The sequence below is a fragment of the Georgenia satyanarayanai genome, from assembly GCF_009193135.1.
GTDB lineage: Bacteria > Actinomycetota > Actinomycetes > Actinomycetales > Actinomycetaceae > Oceanitalea > Oceanitalea satyanarayanai.
Window position 1 is genome coordinate 1 of record NZ_VUKC01000019.1, and the last position, 17,883, is coordinate 17,883.

General features: G+C 74.1%; 16 protein-coding genes and 1 tRNA gene. 8 read left to right on the forward strand and 9 right to left on the reverse strand.

Annotated elements, in window-relative coordinates; translation table 11 throughout:
* From GD632_RS14600 to GD632_RS14610, 3 genes are all read right to left on the reverse strand, one after another.
* A partial coding sequence (locus tag GD632_RS14600) for an extracellular solute-binding protein (protein WP_226924899.1) occupies nt 1-652 on the reverse strand: 652 nt, incomplete at its 3' end.
* Nucleotides 653-837: 185 nt separating this feature from the next.
* Nucleotides 838-1,728 carry a phosphatase PAP2 family protein gene (locus tag GD632_RS14605; RefSeq protein WP_152192953.1) on the reverse strand — a complete coding sequence of 297 codons (891 nt, stop codon included), beginning with the start codon at nt 1,726-1,728 and terminating at the stop codon, nt 838-840.
* Nucleotides 1,725-2,870 carry a phosphotransferase gene (locus tag GD632_RS14610; RefSeq protein WP_152192954.1) on the reverse strand — a complete coding sequence of 382 codons (1,146 nt, stop codon included), beginning with the start codon at nt 2,868-2,870 and terminating at the stop codon, nt 1,725-1,727. The genes GD632_RS14605 and GD632_RS14610 overlap by 4 nt, the downstream gene beginning before the upstream one ends.
* An 84-nt stretch (nt 2,871-2,954) precedes the next feature.
* Between GD632_RS14610 and nudC the strand changes: the two genes are divergently transcribed.
* Complete coding sequence (nudC, locus tag GD632_RS14615; protein WP_152192955.1) at nt 2,955-3,929, forward strand: NAD(+) diphosphatase; 975 nt, start codon at nt 2,955-2,957, stop codon at nt 3,927-3,929.
* A 70-nt stretch (nt 3,930-3,999) separates the two neighbouring features.
* On the opposite strand, the gene GD632_RS14620 is transcribed toward nudC, so the two are convergent.
* On the reverse strand, nt 4,000-4,257 hold the full coding sequence (locus tag GD632_RS14620; protein ID WP_152192956.1) for a mycoredoxin: 258 nt from the start codon (nt 4,255-4,257) through the stop codon (nt 4,000-4,002).
* Between the two features lie 116 nt (nt 4,258-4,373).
* Between GD632_RS14620 and GD632_RS14625 the strand changes: the two genes are divergently transcribed.
* The 3 genes from GD632_RS14625 to GD632_RS14630 all read left to right on the forward strand — a co-directional run bounded on the left by GD632_RS14625 (nt 4,374) and on the right by GD632_RS14630 (nt 7,188).
* Nucleotides 4,374-6,419: an ATP-dependent helicase gene (locus GD632_RS14625; protein ID WP_152192957.1), complete on the forward strand. Its 2,046-nt coding sequence runs from the start codon at nt 4,374-4,376 to the stop codon at nt 6,417-6,419.
* A 184-nt stretch (nt 6,420-6,603) separates the two neighbouring features.
* Nucleotides 6,604-6,738 carry a hypothetical protein gene (locus tag GD632_RS16430; protein WP_264371894.1) on the forward strand — a complete coding sequence of 45 codons (135 nt, stop codon included), beginning with the start codon at nt 6,604-6,606 and terminating at the stop codon, nt 6,736-6,738.
* 108 nt (nt 6,739-6,846) lie between these two features.
* Nucleotides 6,847-7,188, forward strand: a complete 342-nt coding sequence (locus GD632_RS14630) for a WhiB family transcriptional regulator (protein ID WP_152192958.1) — start codon at nt 6,847-6,849, stop codon at nt 7,186-7,188.
* A 2-nt stretch (nt 7,189-7,190) separates the two neighbouring features.
* On the opposite strand, the gene GD632_RS14635 is transcribed toward GD632_RS14630, so the two are convergent.
* Entirely contained in the window at nt 7,191-8,222 is a 1,032-nt protein-coding gene (locus GD632_RS14635; RefSeq protein ID WP_152192959.1) for a thiamine biosynthesis protein ThiF, read from the reverse strand.
* Between the two features lie 137 nt (nt 8,223-8,359).
* Here GD632_RS14635 and GD632_RS14640 point away from each other — a divergent pair, with 137 nt between their 5' ends.
* A complete protein-coding gene (locus tag GD632_RS14640) occupies nt 8,360-8,893 on the forward strand; it encodes a M48 metallopeptidase family protein (protein WP_152192960.1) in 534 nt (177 codons plus the stop codon).
* Here the strand turns inward: GD632_RS14640 and GD632_RS14645 are convergent.
* The gene (locus GD632_RS14645) at nt 8,890-10,338 is read right to left on the reverse strand and encodes a zinc-dependent metalloprotease (protein ID WP_152192961.1); all 1,449 of its coding nucleotides are present in this window, start codon (nt 10,336-10,338) and stop codon (nt 8,890-8,892) included. The genes GD632_RS14640 and GD632_RS14645 overlap by 4 nt on opposite strands.
* A gap of 140 nt (nt 10,339-10,478) precedes the next feature.
* Here GD632_RS14645 and GD632_RS14650 point away from each other — a divergent pair, with 140 nt between their 5' ends.
* On the forward strand, nt 10,479-11,597 hold the full coding sequence (locus GD632_RS14650; RefSeq protein WP_226924900.1) for a YlbL family protein: 1,119 nt from the start codon (nt 10,479-10,481) through the stop codon (nt 11,595-11,597).
* Between the two features lie 4 nt (nt 11,598-11,601).
* Here the strand turns inward: GD632_RS14650 and GD632_RS14655 are convergent, their stop codons facing one another.
* The gene (locus GD632_RS14655) at nt 11,602-12,159 is read right to left on the reverse strand and encodes a PPA1309 family protein (RefSeq protein WP_152192962.1); all 558 of its coding nucleotides are present in this window, start codon (nt 12,157-12,159) and stop codon (nt 11,602-11,604) included.
* A gap of 135 nt (nt 12,160-12,294) precedes the next feature.
* On the opposite strand from GD632_RS14655, the gene GD632_RS14660 reads away from it, so the two are divergent.
* Nucleotides 12,295-15,360 carry a UPF0182 family membrane protein gene (locus GD632_RS14660; RefSeq protein ID WP_152192963.1) on the forward strand — a complete coding sequence of 1,022 codons (3,066 nt, stop codon included), beginning with the start codon at nt 12,295-12,297 and terminating at the stop codon, nt 15,358-15,360.
* A 91-nt stretch (nt 15,361-15,451) separates the two neighbouring features.
* Nucleotides 15,452-15,528 (forward strand) — tRNA-Met (locus GD632_RS14665).
* A gap of 57 nt (nt 15,529-15,585) precedes the next feature.
* Here GD632_RS14665 and GD632_RS14670 read toward each other — a convergent pair.
* A complete protein-coding gene (locus GD632_RS14670) occupies nt 15,586-17,094 on the reverse strand; it encodes a SpoIIE family protein phosphatase (RefSeq protein WP_152192964.1) in 1,509 nt (502 codons plus the stop codon).
* Entirely contained in the window at nt 17,091-17,831 is a 741-nt protein-coding gene (locus GD632_RS14675; protein ID WP_152193000.1) for an alpha/beta fold hydrolase, read from the reverse strand. Before GD632_RS14675 ends, GD632_RS14670 begins: the two co-directional genes overlap by 4 nt.
* Between the last annotated feature and the right edge of the window lie 52 nt (nt 17,832-17,883).

The following is a 17,883-nucleotide window of genomic DNA, read 5'->3' on the forward strand; positions in this document are numbered from 1 at the left end:
GGTCGAGCTCGACCTCGTCCGCCGGTGCCTCGGGGTTGACGATGACCTCGCCACCGGCCGAGGAGATGAGCGCGTTGATCCACACGGTGAGCGACTCGGCCTTGGCGCCCTGGACGCCGAGCAGCAGGTCCTGGTCGGTGGCGGCCTCGATGAGCTGCTCCCAGGTGACGGGTTGCTCCATGTCGAGCCCGGCCTCCTCGGCGACGGACTTCCGGTACCAGAGGAGCTGGGTGTTGGCCCAGAAGGGGACGGAGACGAGCTCCCCGTCCCACGTCGCCGAGTCGACGGCGCCCTGGACGACGTCCTCGGTCTCCTGGAGCTCGCCAGGGACGGGGGCGAGGAAGCCCGCGGCCGCCATCTCGGGGATGAACGGCGGGTCCAGGCTCATGATGTCGATCGACTCGTCCGAGGCCGCCAGGCGGCGGGCCAGCTGCTCGCGCTGGGAGGCGGCGTCGCGGGGGAGCAGCGAGGTCTCGATGCGGTACTCGCCCTCGGCCTCCTCGGTGCACGTCTGGGCGAGGGCGTCCTGGCCGCCGTCGTCGGGGTTGATGTACCAGGTGAGCACGGGGGGTCCGGACTCGCTGGCGCAGGCGCTGAGGCCGGCGGCCAGGGCGAGCGCCAGGACCGTGATCGTCGTCCGCGGTCGTCGCACGTGCCCTCCTCGGCATGACGGTCGGCCTGCGTCGGCCGACGTGTGGGCCATAGACAACACCGAGAGCGCGGGCTTCGCATCCCGAGAGCCCCGCCCCTCCGGCGAGAGCCGACTTGTCGCCGACAGCCGACTTACCGGCGACAGCCGACTTGTCGTCGAGAGCCGACTTGTCGCCGACAGCCGACTTACCGGCGACCGCCGCTCGCCGGGCCGGTGTGCCGCTCGGGCCCCACCGGGCCCGTGGTGAGGTGAAGGAGCAGACCCGCGCTGAGGACGGTGACGGCGGCGACGCCGAGTACGGCGCCGCCGTAGGCGACGAGCAGCTCGGTACGGCTCGCGCCGGACCCGGAAGCCGTCACGACGAGCGAGAGGCCGGCCATCAGCGCGCCGACGCCCGCCCCGAGGAGGAGCAGGCGGCGCGTCACCGTCGTCGGGCGGTCGCCCGCGCGGCGCACGCCGGGCCCCGCGACGAGGACGGCGAGCGCTCCCCAGAGGAGGACGACGAGCATCGCCGCGGCGACGTCGGAGGCACGGTGCCAGCCGTTGACCATCGTCGCGAGCCCGGTCCCGCCGGCGTACGCCCAACCGGCCAAGGTGGCCGCCCAGCGCCAGCGGGGCGGCGCGACGAGGACGGCGACGGCGGCCACCGTTCCCGCCACCGTCGTGTGCCCGCTCGGCAGGGAGTTGGCGACCGCCTCGGAGACCCCGAGGTCGGGGCGGGGCAGGACCTGGTACTTGAGGAGCTGCGTCGTGACGTTGGCTCCGCCGACGAGGAGCGGCACCGCGAGCGCGACGCGCCACTGCCGCTGCGCCACGGCGACGGCGACCCCGGCGACGATGACGACGACGAGGAACGGGACCGAGACGACGTCGAGCACCGTCTGGCTGCCCTCCGACAGGCGCCGACGGCCGATCCGCGAGCCCTCGAGGGCGGTGCTCTCCACGCGCTGGCCCATGGAGGTGACGACGAAGACCCACCACATGGCGACCACGCCCACCGCCGCCAGGACGGCGGTGAGGGCGGCGTCCCGGCGCAGCGTGCCGGCGGAGCGAGCGGCGGCGGGTCCTCCGCTCACGCTCGGGACGGCTCCCCGCCGTCGGCCGCTGCCCCCGGGGACGAGGCCGTGTCGTCCGCCGCCGGCTCCTCTGCCGGCAGGGACGGCAGCTCGGCGGTCGAGTTCGGGTCGGCGTCCTCGTCGTCGGGTGCGCCCGCCGCGTCCTCGGGGACGTCGTCGCCGCCCTCCGCCCAGTCCCCGGGGCGCCCGGGGACGACGACGGGCTCCCGGTGACCGATCGGCTCCGCGTCGGTGACCTGCTCGGCGAGGTCCTCGAGCATGTGGACGGCGTCGGCGACGACCTGCTCGTTGGCGGTGTTGACACCGTGCATGAGCCAGCGGGCCAGGGCGAGCTCCCCGACGAGCTGCGCGCGGTCGAGGAGGTGCGCGTCGGCGTTCTCGGGGCGCGCGAGGGCGTAGGCCTCCTCGATCGCGTCGAGGCACTCCTCGGGGGCGCTCGCGAGCAGCCAGGCGAGGTCCACGGCGGGGTCCCCGACGTGGGTCTCGGAGAAGCTGATGACGGCGCTCACCTCACCGTCCTGGACGAGGACGTGCTCCTCGGCGAGGTCACCGTGGACGGGGGTGGTGCGGAAGCGCCACAGGGCGACGTCCTCCAGGGCACGCTCCCAGCGGGCCAGGACCACGGTGGGCACGTGCCCGGTGCGGGCGGCGGCGTCGACCTCGGCGAGGCAGCGCTTGCGGTACTCGTCGGCGTCGTAGACCGGCAGCCCGGCGTCCTCGACGACGCGCACGGGCAGCTCGTGCAGCGCCGCGAGGCAGCGGCCGAGGTCCGCCGCGAGGCCCGGGCCGGGGCCCAGGCGCTCGAGGTCGAGCGGGCGCCCCCGCAGCTGGCGGTAGACCATGGCGCGCCCGCCCTCGGGCAGGGCGGCGAACCCGGCCGGTTCCGGCACCGCGAAGGGCAGCACCCCCTCGCGCACCTGCACCGCGAGGTTGGCGAGCAGCGCGACCTCCGCCTCGAGCGAGGCGCCGGCCGAGGCGTGCAGCGGGCAGCGGACCACCCAGTGGCGCCCACCGGAGTCGAGGACCCCGGTGACCTGGAAGTCGGCGGTGGTGCTCTGCGGGGAGCGGGTCGCGACGACGTCGAGGCCCGGCACCGCCGCAGTGGCGAGTGCCGCCAGGGCAAGGGGCGATCTCCGTGTCACGCCCCAACCGTAGGACGCGCGGGCCCTCCTCACCCGCGGCGCTCGCGGCGCGCCCCCAGATCGGGGTGCGGATACGGTGCCCGGGTGGCCCTCACCCAGCTCCCTCTCGCCCGGACGACCGTCGACGCCGACGGCGCCTCCCGCGCCCGCCCCGGCCTTCTCACGGAGCTGCGCGCGGACCCGGGCACGCGCGTCGTGCTCGTCCACCGCGGCCTCGTCGGAGCGGGGGAGGACGGTCTCGTCCTGCTTCCCGCGACCGACGTGCCCACCGACGCGTGGACGGTCGAGCAGGTCCACTACCTCGGCCGCGAGGGCGGCACGCGCTTCGTCGCGCTGGTCCTGCCCGGCCACCTCGGCTCGGAGCGGGACCTCGACGGCGCCCCCGTCGACACGGACGCCCCGCTCGTGGCCCTGCTCGCCGGCATGGAGGTGCGCCACCTGCGGGAGATCGGGGACCGACTGAGCGACCGGGACACCGGTCTGGGCACGACGGCGGTGGCGCTCGCGGGGTGGCACGAGCGCAACCCGCGCTGCCCCCGCTGCGGGGAGGCGACCGAGGTGCTCGAGGCCGGGTGGGTGCGCCGCTGCGTCGTCGACCACTCGCTGCACTACCCGCGCACCGACGCGGCGGTCATCATGGCGGTCGTCGACTCCGAGGACCGCCTGCTGCTCGGGCACGCCGCGCACTGGCCCGAGCACCGCTTCTCCACCCTCGCCGGGTACGTCGAGCCGGGGGAGTCGCTCGAGGCCGCCGTGCGGCGCGAGGTGGCCGAGGAGACCGGCGTCGTCGTCGGCGCCGTGCGCTACGAGGGCAGTCAGCCGTGGCCCTTCCCCTGCTCGCTCATGACCGCCTTCCGGGCCGACGTCGCTCCCGGCGCAGGTACGGAGATCGCCGTCGACGGCGTGGAGCTCACCGAGGCGCGCTTCTTCACGCGTGGGGAGCTCACCACCGCGGCCGCCGACGGGACGGTGATCCTGCCCTCGCTCTCCTCGATCGCGCGCTCGCTCATCGAGGACTGGTACGGCGGCCCGCTGGCGGCCGGCCCGTCCCGAGCATGAGACAAGGTGTGGGGTTCTGGACCGCTGAGGTCGAGAACCCCACACCTTGTGAGACGTGGTGACGCGGACGTCAGCCCAGGCGGGTCCTCACCTCGCCCAGGGAGGGGTTCGTCGCGGCGGAGCCGTCGGGGAACAGGACGGTCGGGACGGTCTGGTTGCCGCCGTTGACCTCCTCGACGAAGCTCGCGGCCTGCGGGTCCTCCTCGATGTTGACCTCGAGGTAGCCGATGCCCTCGCCGTCGAGCTGCTTCTTCAGCCGGCGGCAGTACCCGCACCACGTCGTCGTGTACATCGTGATCGTGCCGGGCTCGGGCGTCGTCGTGCTCATCAAGGTCTCCTTCTGTCGGGTTCGCCGACCATAACGCGGCCCCGCGACGGCGTATTTCCCGGCGGTCCTGGGGACGAGCGGGCCGCGTGTCGGCGGGGGCTGAGACACTGGCGGCGATGACGAGCGCGACCACTCCCAGCAGCGAGGAGCTCCTCGCCGCCCTCGACGACGACCAGCGCGCCGTGGCCCAGAGCCTCACCGGGCCGCTGTGCGTCCTCGCCGGCGCGGGCACCGGCAAGACCCGCGCGATCACCTACCGCATCGCCCACGGCGTGCGCGCCGGCGTCTACAGCCCGACGACGGTCCTCGCCGTCACCTTCACCGCTCGCGCCGCGGGGGAGATGCGCTCGCGGCTGCGTGACCTCGGGGTGGGCGGCGTCCAGGCGCGCACCTTCCACGCGGCCGCGCTGCGCCAGCTGTCCTACTTCTGGCCCGCCGCCATCGGCGGTGGGCTGCCGAGGATCCAGGAGCACAAGGCCCCGCTCGTCGCCGAGGCGTCCTCCCGGCTCGGCCTGGGCGTCGACCGCGTGAGCATCCGCGACCTCGCCGCCGAGATCGAGTGGGCCAAGGTCAGCCTCGTCACCGCGGAGGACTACGTGGCGCGTGCCGTCGCCGCCGGACGTGAGGAGGCGGCCGGGCAGGACCGCGCCACGGTGTCCCGCCTGCTGGAGATCTACGAGGACGTCAAGACCGAGCGCGGCGTCGTCGACTTCGAGGACGTCCTCCTCCTCATGGTCGGCATCCTCGAGGAGCGGGAGGACGTCGCCGCGGAGGTCCGCCGCCAGTACCGCCACTTCGTCGTCGACGAGTACCAGGACGTCTCCCCGCTCCAGCAGCGGCTCCTCGACCTGTGGCTCGGGGACCGCAAGGAGCTGTGCGTGGTCGGGGACGTCTCGCAGACCATCTACTCCTTCACCGGCGCCACCCCGCGCTTCCTCACCGACTTCCCGCGCCGCTTCACCGGCGCGGAGGTGGTCCGCCTCGTGCGCGACTACCGCTCCACTCCGCAGGTCGTCTCCCTGGCCAACAGCGTCCTCGAGCGCGCCGGACGCCACCGCTCCAGCGCCGCCGTGCGGCTCGTCGCCCAGCGCCCCTCGGGGCCCGCGGTACGTTTCGAGGCCTTCGACGACGACGTCGCCGAGGCCGCCGGCGTGGCCGCCCGGATCGCGGCGCTGGAGAAGACCGGGGTACCGCGCGGCGAGATCGCCGTCCTCTACCGGACCAACGGCCAGGCCGAGGCGATCGAGCAGGCACTGGCCCAGGCGGACATCGGCTACCTCGTGCGCGGCGGGGAGCGGTTCTTCTCCCGCCGCGAGGTGCGTGAGGCCGTCGTCCTCCTGCGCGGAGCCGCCCGGACGATGGCCGACCACCCCATGCCCGACGCTGTCCGCGACGTCCTCGCCGGGATGGGCTGGGCCCCGGACCCGCCCGCCGCCCGCGGTGCGGTGCGCGAACGGTGGGAGTCGCTCCAGGCGCTCGTCGCGCTCGCGGACGAGATCGCCGCCACCCGGGGCGCGGACCTCGCCGGCCTCGTCGCCGAGCTCGAGGAACGGGCCAGCGCCCAGCACGCCCCGACCGTCTCCGGTGTCACCCTCGCCTCCCTCCACGCGGCCAAGGGCCTGGAGTGGGACGCCGTCTTCCTCGTCGGGGTGAGCGAGGGCCTGCTGCCCATCTCCCTGGCCGAGACCGAGGACGCGATCGCCGAGGAGCGCCGCCTGCTCTACGTGGGGGTCACCCGAGCTCGTGAGCACCTCATGCTCTCCTACGCCCGGGCCCGCACCGTCGGCGGCCGGGCGAGCCGCAAGCCCTCCCGGTTCCTCGACGGCCTGTGGCCCGAGGAGGGCGCCGCCCGCCGTCGCCCTGCCTCCCGCGCGCCCCGGCGCGACCGCATCGCCGAGCTCACCGAGTCCGACCCCGAGGGCGCCGCCCTCGTCGAGCGGCTGCGCGCCTGGCGCGGGCAGGTCGCCACCGCGATCGGCAAGCCGCCCTACACGGTCCTCCACGACACGACCCTCGCCGCGATCGCCGAGGCCAGGCCCAAGGACCTGCGCCAGCTCGGGATCCTGCGCGGCGTCGGCGCCGCCAAGCTCGAGGCCTACGGGCCTGCCGTCCTCGCCGTCGTGCGCGGCGAGGATGTCGTCGTCGAGCCGCCCGGCGCCTGAGCCGGTCCCGGCCGCCGGATCTCGCGGATTCCCGCCCGTCGCGGCGATCGGGAAATTCTGCACGGTAAATACCTTGCCCCCCGTCACAGGGCAGGCGTAATGTCCCTCTCGTCCGTGACCGAGTCGGGGCCCGTGCCTAGCCAGCACACGAGGGCTCCCATGTGCGAAGGGGAGGTGAACCGCAGTGATCACCATCATCTCGATGGAAGCCGCCAGCCGTGAGCTGGGCCGAGCTATGCCCTGGTTCACCGGGGATCGCTCCCGCCTTCGCCCCGCGCCCGTCGGCTACGCCGAGGGCCGCGCGCTCCGGACGCCGTAGAACCGCACACGTTCTCCGCCGGACCGCGCAGCTCCCGACCGCGGTTCGCCCCTCCCGGGGAATGCCGCAGGTCTGTCCAGACCCGGCTTCGCACTCACGGAGACACACGTGCAACTCACCACCCTTCTCGACCGCCTCAACGAGGGGTCCTCGCTGTCGTGGCCGCTGGCCGAGGAGACGGCCGTGCTCGCGCTGGCCGAGCCCACCGCTCCGCTCGCCCCGTGCCAGGACGCTGAGGACCCCGACCTCTGGTTCGCCGAGCGCCAGGCGGACGTCGAGTTCGCCAAGACGCTGTGCCGCACCTGCCCCGTCCGCGAGGCCTGCCTCGCCGGCGCGCTCGAGCGCGCCGAGCCGTGGGGCGTGTGGGGTGGGGAGGTGTTCATCGGCGGCGAGGTCGTCGCGACCAAGCGCGGACGCGGCCGGCCCCGCAAGCACCACCCCGCGGCCTGAGCTCAGGCCCGGGCGACGGGCACCGCCCCCGATCGAGCCGGCAGGCCGGTGCACCCGCAGTCCGGGTGCACCGGCCACTGCTGTGTCCGGGGCACCGGCCGCCGCGCGTCGACGACCAGGCTCGCGCCCGCGACCGCGACCGGCTCGCCGTCGAGGTGGGCCACCAGCTGCCCGACGGTGACGGCCGCCGCGAGCAGGCAGGTGCACGCCTCCACACCACGGGCGGGCGTGCCGAGCAGCTGCGTGGCCACCGCCGGCCAGCGCTCGTCCGCCGCCGTGCGGTGCAGCTCGACGCAGCGCCCGCACGGGCCCGCCCCGGGAATGACGAGCGGACCGACGACGACGTCGACCTCCCGCGTGACGACGAGCAGGTGGACGACGTCCTCCCGCACGAGAGGCCGCAGCCGCACCGGGTCGCTGACGTCCTGCTCGACGAGGACGACAACGTCGGGCCGGGTGCGCGCCGGCGCCGAGGTGCGCAGGTGCGGGTAGGTCAGGCGCAGGACCGCCCGGCCACGCTCACCGCGCTCCTTGCCGACGTCGTGCAACCCGTAGCCCCCCGGGCCCACGTCGTCGCGCCGGACCCGGGCCCGGTCCTCCACGAGCAGCGTCCCCACACCCGCTGCCGCCAGTCCGGAGGCGACGAGCAGACCGAGCCGCCCCAGCCCGAGGACGGCGACGACCGCCCGGCCGCGGCGGGCGACGACGTCGCTCGCGTCCCGCTGTGCCACCCGCGACCAGTGGTCGACCTCCGCGCCGAGCCCCTGGTGGTCGAGGGACGGGTCGCGGGTCCGTTCCAGGGCCCCGCACGCGTCGAGCCGGGCGAGGAGCTCGCGGGCCCGTCCGGCGCGCACCCCGAGCCCGCGGCCGCGGGCGAGGAAGGTGGCCTCGCTCGTCTCCCGCTCCAGGCCGTCGAGCAGCCGCTGCTCCTCACCCGAGAGCCCGTCGAGGACGACAGCAAGGTCCGGGTCCGCGTGGAGCTGGCTGCTGCCCTCCTGGCGCCACAGCACGTGGGTGCCTGGTCGTAGTCGCATCTGCCCTCCCACCCCGAGGATGGCACCGGCGTGCCCGGCACCGCGCGGATACTCCCGCGGGCTGTGGACAGGCCCGCCTGTGGACGGGGACCTCCCGCGCGGCGTGGGTGTCGGCGGCCGGCCGTAGATTGGGAGACATGTCGGAGATCGAGGTCAGGCGCAGCCGTCGGCGCACCCGGACGGTCCAGGCCTTCCGCGAGAACGGCCGCACCGTCGTCGCCATCCCCGACCGCTTCACCGCGGCGGAGGAGGCGGAGTGGGTGGCGCGGATGGTCGAGCGGCTCGAGCGCACCGGCCGCCGGCGGCGACCGTCGGACGCCCAGCTCGCCACCCGTGCCGGGCAGCTGTCCGAGCGCTACCTCGAGGGGAGCGCCCGTCCCCGGTCGGTGGCGTGGGTGGGCAACCAGACCACCCGCTGGGGGTCGTGCACCCCGAGCACAGGCACCATCCGCATCTCGGAGCAGGTCAAGGGGATGCCCACGTGGGTGCTGGACTACGTCCTCGTCCACGAGCTCGCGCACCTGCTCGTCGGAGGCCACGGCCCCGACTTCTGGGCCTGGGTCGAGCGGTACCCCCAGACGGAGCGGGCGCGCGGCTTCCTCGACGGCGTGTCCTTCGCCCGCCGGCTCGAGGGCAACCCCGCACCCGAGCCGGGCGGGACGGAGGACTAGCGCGAGTCGCCGTCGTCGTCCACGTCGGGACGGCTCCCGTCGGTGCCGGTCTCGCCGGGGTCCTGCGGATCCGCGGACTGCTCCGCCTCGGCGAAGATGCTCGCGAGGGCGGCATCGACATCCTCGTCGGCGCTCGCGGCGGCGTCGCGGGCGGCGACGAAGCCCTGGGGGTCGTCGAGCTCCTCGGCCGTGGGCATGAGGTCCGGGTGGGACCACAGGGCGTCGCGCTCCTCGATGCCACGCTGGTCGGCGAGGTGCGTCCACAGCGCCGCGGCCTCGCGCAGCCGCCGCGGCCGCAGCTCCAGGCCGACGAGCGAGGCGAAGGTCTGCTCGGCCGGACCGCCCGCAGCGCGGCGCCGCCGGACCATCTCGCGCAGCGGCACGCCGTGCGGCAGGTGCGGGGCCACGGCCTGGCCGGCCACGACCTCCACCCAGCCCTCGACGAGCGCCAGGGCCGTCTCGAGGCGCACCAGCGCCGCGCGCTGGGCGTCGCTCTGCTCGAGGGCGAACACACCGCCGGAGAACGCCTCGCGCAGGGACTCGGGGTCGCTGGGGTCGAGGCCGCGGACGGCCTCCTCGATCGCCGCCGTGTCGATGGAGATCTCACGCGCGTAGGCCTCCACGGTGCCCAGGAGATGGGCGCGCAGCCACGGCACGTGCGCGAAGAGCCGCGCGTGGGCGACCTCGCGGACGGCGAGGAAGAGGCGCACCTCCTCGGCCGGGGCGTCCAGGCCCTCCGCGAAGGCGCTGACGTTGGCGGGGACGAGGGCGGCGTCGTGGCCCTCGACGAGCGGCAGGCCGGTGTCGGAGGCGCCGAAGGCCTCTCCGGCGAGCGTGCCCACGGCCTGTCCCACCTGCATGCCGAAGACGGCGCCGCCGAGCTGGCGGATCATCCCGCCCCCCGCACCGGCACCCAGGCCGGCGGCGAGCGGGTGGTCGCCGAGCTCCCGGGTCTGCTCCTCCAGGACACGCTCGAGCGCGCGCGCCACGGAGGTGGCGATCGGCTCGGCGAGCGTCTTCCAGGTCGGCAGCGTCTCGCGCGCCCAGTCCGAGCGGGACCACGCCCGGGTCGCACCCCCGCTGGGGCCCAGCTCGGTGACGGCGTCCAGCCACAGGTCCGCCACGCGCAGCGCCTCGGTCACCTCGGCCGCCTGGGCGGCGGTGACGGCGACGTCACCGGTCTGACGCACCACCTGGGTGGCGACGTCGCCGGCGAGGGCCCAGTTGACGGGGTCGCTGCCTCCGGCCGCGAGGATGTGCTGCATCTGGCCGAGCATCATCGCCAGCTGGTTGCGGTCCTGGGGGAGGCCGGCGGCGTTGGCCATCGCCTCGGGGTCGAGGCCCGCGGCGCGCATCGCGGCCATGGCCTCGTCGGCGGCCTGCGGCCCGAGCATGGAGCGCAGCAGCGCCTCCCAGCTCTCCTCACCGGCGGGGTCCTGGCTCATTCGAACAGCTCCGATCCTTCGGGGGGCACCACGGTAACCCCGGCGCGCGACGCGTCCGAGCGCGGCCGGAGCGGTTTCGCCCAGGGCGTGACCACGCCGGACGGTTCGGCGTGCCGCCCGGCGGGGGTGATGATGTGGCGGTGCCCCTGCGACCCGACCAGCCTCCGGAGACCGGTGACGACCGGCCGCTGCTCACCCCCCGGACGGTGACCGCCGCCGTCGCCGGGGCGGTCACCTTCGTCCTCGCCCTGGCGATGCTGTTCGTCACCCCGCCGTACGCGGTCCAGAGCCCCGGCCCGACCCTCGACACGCTCGGGGACGTGCCCGACGGCTCCCCGCTCATCACCGTCGAGGGCACCGAGACCTATCCCAGCGACGGGCAGCTGCGCCTCACCACCGTCTCCACCCGTGGCGGCCCGGGCTACCCGGCCACCGCCGCGCAGGTGATCGGCGGCTGGCTCTCCGGGACGACGACGGTCCTGCCGCGCGAGGCGGCCTTCGACCCCGAGCAGACGCGGGAGGACGTCGAGGAGGAGTCGACCATCCAGATGACCTCCTCGCAGACCAACGCCACCGTCGCGGCGCTCACCGAACTCGGTTACGACGTGCCCACCGAGCTGCGCGTCGCCGGCACCAGCCCCCACGGCCCGACCGCCGGGCTGCTCGAGGAGGGCGACACGCTCGTCACCATCGCCGCCGGCGCCGGTCCCACCGAGCTCAGCTCCTTCGCCGTGCTCAGCGAGGTCCTGGCCGACACCCCGCCCGGGTCCACGGTCACCCTCGGGGTCGAGCGCGCGGGGCGGGAGACGCCGGTGGAGGTCGTCACCGCCGACGACGGCGACGGCGGCAGCCTCCTCGGCGTCATGATCTCCCCGGAGGTCGACCTGCCCGTCGACGTCGGCTTCGCCATCGAGAACATCGGTGGCCCGAGCGCGGGCCTCATGCTCACGCTCGGGATCGTCGACATCCTCACCCCCGGCTCGCTCACCGGCGGGGCCGTCGTCGCCGGCACCGGCACCGTCGACCTCGCCGGCGACGTCGGACCGATCGGGGGCATCGCCCAGAAGATGGCCGGCGCGGTGCGCGACGGCGCCGAGTGGTTCCTCGCGCCGGTGGAGAACTGCGGTGAGGTCACCGGCGCCGTGCCGGACGGGCTGGAGGTCGTCGCCGTCGACACCGTCGCCGACGCCGTCGCGGCGCTCGAGGCCGTGACGGAGGGACGGACCGGGGATCTCGAGCGCTGCCCGGCGGCCCCCTGAGCGGCTAGGAGAACGTCGCGCGCAGCGCCTCGACGAGCCCGGGCACGGCGTCCGGGGAGCCGCCCACGGCGTCGTCGGAGTCGTTGTTGCGCGAGCGCAGCGCGCACCACGACTCCCCGGTGCGCAGGACACCCGCGACGATCCGCACGTCCTGCCGGTCGGGGTGCGCCTCGAGGTAGGCGACGGCCTCCTCGGGGTCGCGGGGCATGTCGGTCTCCGCCTCCGGCGGGACGACGATGCGCTCGACGACGATCGCGGCGCCGTCGACCTCCTCTGGCCAGCCCAGCTGCGCGAGGAGCTCCTCGAGGGTGTCGGCCTGCGGCAGGCCGTCCTGCTCGATCGACAGCAGGTGCTCGGGGTCCAGCCGCGCCGACTCCTCCGCGCCGTCGGGCAGCTCGGGGGCGAGCGCGGGGTTGACCGCCAGCGCCGAGGCCGTGCGCACGAGGGAGAAGACGAGGACCGGGGAGTCCCATCCCAGCGAGCCGACGTGGCGCTCGATGTCGAGGACCGCCTCGGCGAGGGCGCGCTGGCGGGGGGTGGGGTCGGTGGGGGAAGCCGTCATGCGCCCATGATCGCGCACGTCAGGACGGGGAGGCGAGCGGCGCATGTGGGAACCTAGGAGGTGGGCGGCGCGTTGTCCCGACAGGGGCGACCTCACGCCGCCTCCCGACAGCTCCACGACCGAAGGTGCCACCACGTGACGACTTCTTCCGTCCCACGACCACCGCGGCCCGCCGGAGGCCGACGACGGGGCGCGCTCGTGCCCACACTCGTCGTCCTCGCGGTGCTCGCGGCGATCCTCATGCTCACCGCCCAGTTCTGGACGGAGGTGCTGTGGTTCTCGCACCTGGACTTCGAGGAGGTCCTGTGGCGGGAGTGGACGACCCGAGCCGTCCTCTTCGCCATCGGGTTCCTCGTCATGGGCCTGTCCGTGTGGCTCGGCCTGCGCCTGGCCTACCGCTCGCGCCCCATCTACGCGCCGGTCACCCCTGAGCAGCAGAACCTCGACCGTTACCGCGAGAGCGTCGAGCCGCTGCGCCGGATCGTCATGATCGGTGCGCCGATCGTCCTGGGCGTCTTCTCCGGCATCTCCGCGAGCGGGAACTGGCGCGCGGTGCTCATGTGGCTCAACCGTGAGCCCTTCGGCACGACCGACCCGGAGTTCGGGATCGACATCGGCTTCTTCGTCTTCACCCTGCCGGTGCTGCGCACGCTCATCTCCTTCCTCATGACGGTCGTCCTCATCACCCTCGTGGCCTCGCTCGTCACGCACTACCTCTACGGGGGCATCCAGCTCGCCGGCCGCCCCGAGCGGGTCACGCGGGCGGCGCGGGTGCAGCTGTCGATCATGGCGGCCGTCTTCGTCCTGCTGATCGGCGCGAACTACTACCTCGACCGCTACTCGCTGCTCGTCGGGCAGAACGACCGCTTCGCCGGTGCCTCCTACGCCGACATCAACGCCAACCTCCCCGCGCGCACCATCCTCGCGGTCATCGCCGTCCTCATCGCGGTGATGTTCGTCGTCGCCGCCTTCCGTGGCAGCTGGATGCTGCCCGCCGCCGGCGTGGGCCTCATGATCCTGTCCGGAGTCGTCATCGGCGGGATCTACCCGGCGATCGTCCAGCGCTTCCAGGTGACGCCCAACGCCGTCGAGTCGGAGTCGCCCTTCATCCAGCGCAACATCGACGCGACGCTCGCCGCCTACGGGCTCGACAGCATCGAGAGCCAGACCTACGACGCCGTCACCGAGGCCGAGGCCGGGCAGCTGCGGGACGACACCGAGTCGACCGCCAGCATCCGCCTGCTCGACCCGAACATCGTCAGCCCCACCTTCCGCCAGCTCCAGCAGAACCGGCAGTACTACGACTTCAACTCCACGCTGTCGGTGGACCGCTACGAGATCGACGGCGAGAAGCGCGACACCGTCATCGCCATCCGTGAGCTCAACCAGGAGGGCCTGGGCAACGACCAGCGCACCTGGGTCAACGACCACACGGTGTACACCCACGGCTTCGGCGCCGTGGCGGCCTACGGCAACACCGTGTCGGGCGACGGCCAGCCGGCGTTCTTCGAGTACGGCATCCCCTCGATCGGTGAGATCGGGGAGTACGAGGAGCGGGTCTACTTCGGTCAGAACACCCCGAGCTACTCGATCGTCGGCGCCCCGGAGGGCACCGAGCCGTGGGAGCTGGACTACCCGAACGACGCCGCCCCGCAGGGGCAGGTCAACACGACCTACACGGGCGACGGCGGCCCGAGCCTGGGCAACCTGTGGAACCAGCTGCTCTACGCGATCCGGATGGGCTCGGAGCAGATCCTCTTCTCCGACCGCGTCAACGACGAGTCGCAGATCCTCTACGACCGCGACCCGCACGTGCGCGTCCAGAAGGTGGCGCCCTACCTCACCCTCGACGCCCGGGCCTACCCGGCGATCGTCGACATGGACGGCGATGAGTCGACGCCCAAGGAGCTGGTGTGGATCGTCGACGGCTACACGACGACGAACGAGTACCCGTACTCCGCACGCGAGTCCCTCGAGGACGCGACCACGGACGCCCTCACCGACGAGCTGGGCGGTGTCGTCGTCGGCCCCGCCCCGGAGGAGGTCAACTACATCCGCAACTCCGTCAAGGCGGTCGTCAACGCCTACGACGGTGAGGTCACCCTCTACGAGTGGGACGAGGAGGACCCGATCCTCCAGACCTGGCAGAACGTCTTCCCGGACCACATCTCGCCGATGAGCGACATCAGCGGTGACCTCATGAGCCACCTGCGCTACCCGGAGGACCTGTTCAAGGTCCAGCGTGAGCTGCTCAGCCGCTACCACGTGACCGACGCGGCCTCGTTCTACTCCGGCGGCAACTTCTGGAACATCCCCAACGACCCGACCGCTGGGGAGGGAGTGCCCCAGCCGCCGTACTACCTCACGCTGCAGATGCCCGAGCAGGAGAGCGCGGAGTTCTCGCTGACCTCGAGCTTCATCCCCGGTGGCCAGACGGACCGGAACATCCTCACCGGCTTCCTCGCGGTCGACTCCGAGACCGGGAACACGCCCGGCGAGGTGAGGGACGGCTACGGGCAGCTGAGGCTGCTCGAGCTGCCCTCGGACGTCACGGTGCCCGGACCGGGCCAGGTGCAGAACACCTTCAACTCCAACCCGACGATCTCCACCGAGCTCAACCTGCTCCAGCAGGGTGGCTCGCAGGTGCTGCACGGCAACCTCCTCACGCTGCCGGTGGGCGGCGGCCTGCTGTACGTCCAGCCGGTGTACGTCCAGGCCTCGGCCGGTACCCAGTACCCGCTGCTCCAGTACGTGCTCGTCGCCTTCGGTGAGGAGATCGGCTTCGCGCCGACACTGACCGAGGCGCTCGACCAGGTCTTCGGCGGTGACTCGGGTGCCGAGGGCGGGGACGCCGACGTCGTCGACGAGACGCCAGAGGGCGAGGAGCCGACCGAGCCCGAGGGCACCACCGAGGTCGACGCCGGTGCGCAGCAGCGCCTCACCGAGGCGCTGGCGGCCGCGAACCAGGCGCTGCAGGACGGCCAGGCGGCCCTCACGGAGGGTGACTGGACGACCTACGGCGAGGCGCAGGCCCGCCTCCAGGCCGCGCTCGCGGATGCCGCCGAGGCCCAGCAGGAGCTCGATGCCGCGGCGGGCGAGGTCCCGGCGCCCGAGGACGGCGAGACGGCGCCCGCGGGCGAGGAGGGCGAGGCGCCCGCCGACGGCACACCGCCCGAGACCGGCGACGCCGGCGGCGGCTGACCCGGCACGGCGGTCCGGCGGGCGGTGAGTCACCTCACTGCCCGCCGGATTGCCACCGGGGGTCCCCGCCGCGTAAGGTGGTGACTACCGACGCGGGGTGGAGCAGTTCGGTAGCTCGCCGGGCTCATAACCCGGAGGTCGCAGGTTCAAATCCTGCCCCCGCTACCAGCAGAAGGCCCGGACCATCAGGTCCGGGCCTTCTGCGTTCCCCCGGGAAGTCCCCGCTCAGGCGGGGCCGAGCCAGGACAGCAGGAGCAGGCAGACGTCGTCGTGCCCCTCGCCGGGCGGGAGCAGGCGGTCGGTCACGGCGTGCACCGCGTCCTGCGGCTCGAGCGCCCGGGTCTGCGCCCCGACCTCGACGAGCTCGTCGAGGCGGGTGGGCAGTGGGCGGTCGCGGCGTTCGACGAGGCCGTCGGTGTAGAGGAGCAGCCGGTCGCCGGGCACGAGGTCGACCACGGCCTCCGCCCGCTGGCTGCCCGGCCCTGTGAGCCCGAGCGGCGTGGAGCGCCCGTCCCACAGCAGACGTGCGGCGCCGTCCCCGCCGAGGAGCAGGGGCGGGAGGTGGCCGGCGCAGGCGAAGCGGAACCGGCCGGTGAGGAGGTCCAGCTCGCCGTACAGAAGGGTGGCCGCGGTGGAGCCCGGGACGCGCTGGACGAACCTGTCCAGAGCGCCGAGCACCTGCGCCGGGCCGACGCCGGGGCCGGCCACCGCCCGGCCGGCGCTGCGCAGCTGCCCCATCGCGACGGCGGCGTCCAGCCCGCGGCCCACGATGTCGCCGACCGCGACGGCCAGGACGTGGTCGTCGAGGTGGAAGGCGTCGTGCCAGTCCCCACCCACCTCGAGGGACTCCACCCCCGGCCGGTACGCCGTCGTCACGACGACGCGCTCGTCCTGCGGCAGCGGGGCGGTGAGGAGCGCCTGCTGGAGCTGGTGGGCGATCGCGGCGCTGCGGTCGAAGAGACTGGCCCGCTCCAGGGCGGCGCCCGCCTGCTGCCCGACGGCGGTGAGCACCGCCAGGTCCGGAGGCTCGGCCCCCGCGCCGTCGTCGGGCAGCAGGGACAGCACGCCGAGCAGCCCGGACCGCCCGTGGAGGGGGACGAGGACACGGCCGTCGGCGACGAGGGCCGCGCGTGGCCACGACCGCGCCGACAGGGGGGCCGAGGTGCCGGCCTCCTCACCCGTGGCCGAGTGGGCAACCAGCCGGCCCTGTGGGTCGGTGAGCCAGCACGTCGCCGCGCGGGCGGCGAGTGACGGGGTCGCGGCGAGCAGCGCCGCGGCCACCCCGTCCAGACCCACGGCGGCCGAGAGGGCCGCGGTGACGTCCTGGAGCACCTGGGTGCGGCGGGCGGCGGCGTCGGCCTCCTTGCGGGCGGCCAGCAGCTCGCGTTCGTAGCGGGAGCGGTCCCGGGCGCTGGAGACGGACACCCGGACGCCGCCGTCGGGGGCGACGACGGCCGTCACGAGCACGGGCATGCGCCCGCCGGCACTGCGCAGCTCGAGCGCCACCTCGTCGGCCCGCCCCTCCACGTGGAGCAGCGGGGACAGGTGGGTCTCCCAGTAGATCCGGCCGCCCACCGAGAGGAGCTGGCTCAGACGCACCCGCCCGACCACCTCGTCCGCCGGCCGCCCCACCCACCGGAGGAAGGTGGTGTTGGCGTCGAGGACGGTGCCGTCGTCGGCGAGGAGGAGCAGGCCGGCGGGGGCCTGGTCCCAGGCGGCGGCGCGGTCGTTCACGCCGCCAGGTACGTCTTCATCGCCGCGACGAGCTGGTCGGGGGCGCTGAGGTTCGGGCAGTGCCCCACGGCGTCGAGCACGGCGAACTCGCTGTCGGGGAGGTGGTCGCGCACGTACTCGCCCACCTCCATGGGCGCGATGACGTCCTCGCGGCACTGCACGACGAGCGCGGGGGTGGTGACCTCCGCCAGGTCCGCGCGGTTGTCCGACAGGAACGTCGTGCGGGCGAAGCGGCGGGCGAGCGTCGGGTCGGTCCGGCAGAAGCTCGCCGTCAGCTCCTCTCCCAGCTCGGGGCGGTCGGGCACGCCCATGATGACCGGGGCGATGTGGGCGGACCAGCCGAGGTAGTTGTCGTCCATGGTCTCGAGGAGCTCGTCGATCTCCTCCTGGCTGAACCCGCCGCGGTAGTCGCCGTCGTCGATGTAGCGGGGGCTGGGACTCACGAGCACGAGCCGGTCGAAGAGCTCGGGCCGCTCGCGGGCGGCCAGGACGCCGATCATGGCGCTCACGGAGTGGCCGACGAGGACGACCGGCCCGGTGCCGAGCGCGTCGACGATCTCGACGACGTCCTGCGCGTACCCCTCGAGGCGGGCGTGGCGGGCGGCGTCGTACGCGGACGGGTCGGAGGCACCGGCACCGACGTGGTCGAAGAGCACGACCCGGTGGGTGGCCTCGAAGTGCGGGGCGACGAACCGCCACATCTGCTGGTCGCAGCCGAAGCCGTGGGCCAGCACCATGGTGGGTCCCTCGGCCGAGCCGCTCACCCTGACGTTGTTCCGCTTGAGCGCA

Excerpts from the sequence above, each read along its gene's own strand:
- GD632_RS14620 (WP_152192956.1), bottom strand. The coding sequence starts at position 4,257 with ATGAGCACGACGACGCCCGAGCCCGGCACGATCACGATGTACACGACG.
- GD632_RS14645 (WP_152192961.1), bottom strand. The coding sequence starts at position 10,338 with ATGAGCCAGGACCCCGCCGGTGAGGAGAGCTGGGAGGCGCTGCTGCGC.
- GD632_RS14675 (WP_152193000.1), bottom strand. The coding sequence starts at position 17,831 with ATGGTGCTGGCCCACGGCTTCGGCTGCGACCAGCAGATGTGGCGGTTC.
- GD632_RS14635 (WP_152192959.1), bottom strand. The coding sequence starts at position 8,222 with ATGCGACTACGACCAGGCACCCACGTGCTGTGGCGCCAGGAGGGCAGC.
- GD632_RS14625 (WP_152192957.1), top strand. The coding sequence starts at position 4,374 with ATGACGAGCGCGACCACTCCCAGCAGCGAGGAGCTCCTCGCCGCCCTC.
- GD632_RS14640 (WP_152192960.1), top strand. The coding sequence starts at position 8,360 with ATGTCGGAGATCGAGGTCAGGCGCAGCCGTCGGCGCACCCGGACGGTC.
- GD632_RS14655 (WP_152192962.1), bottom strand. The coding sequence starts at position 12,159 with ATGACGGCTTCCCCCACCGACCCCACCCCCCGCCAGCGCGCCCTCGCC.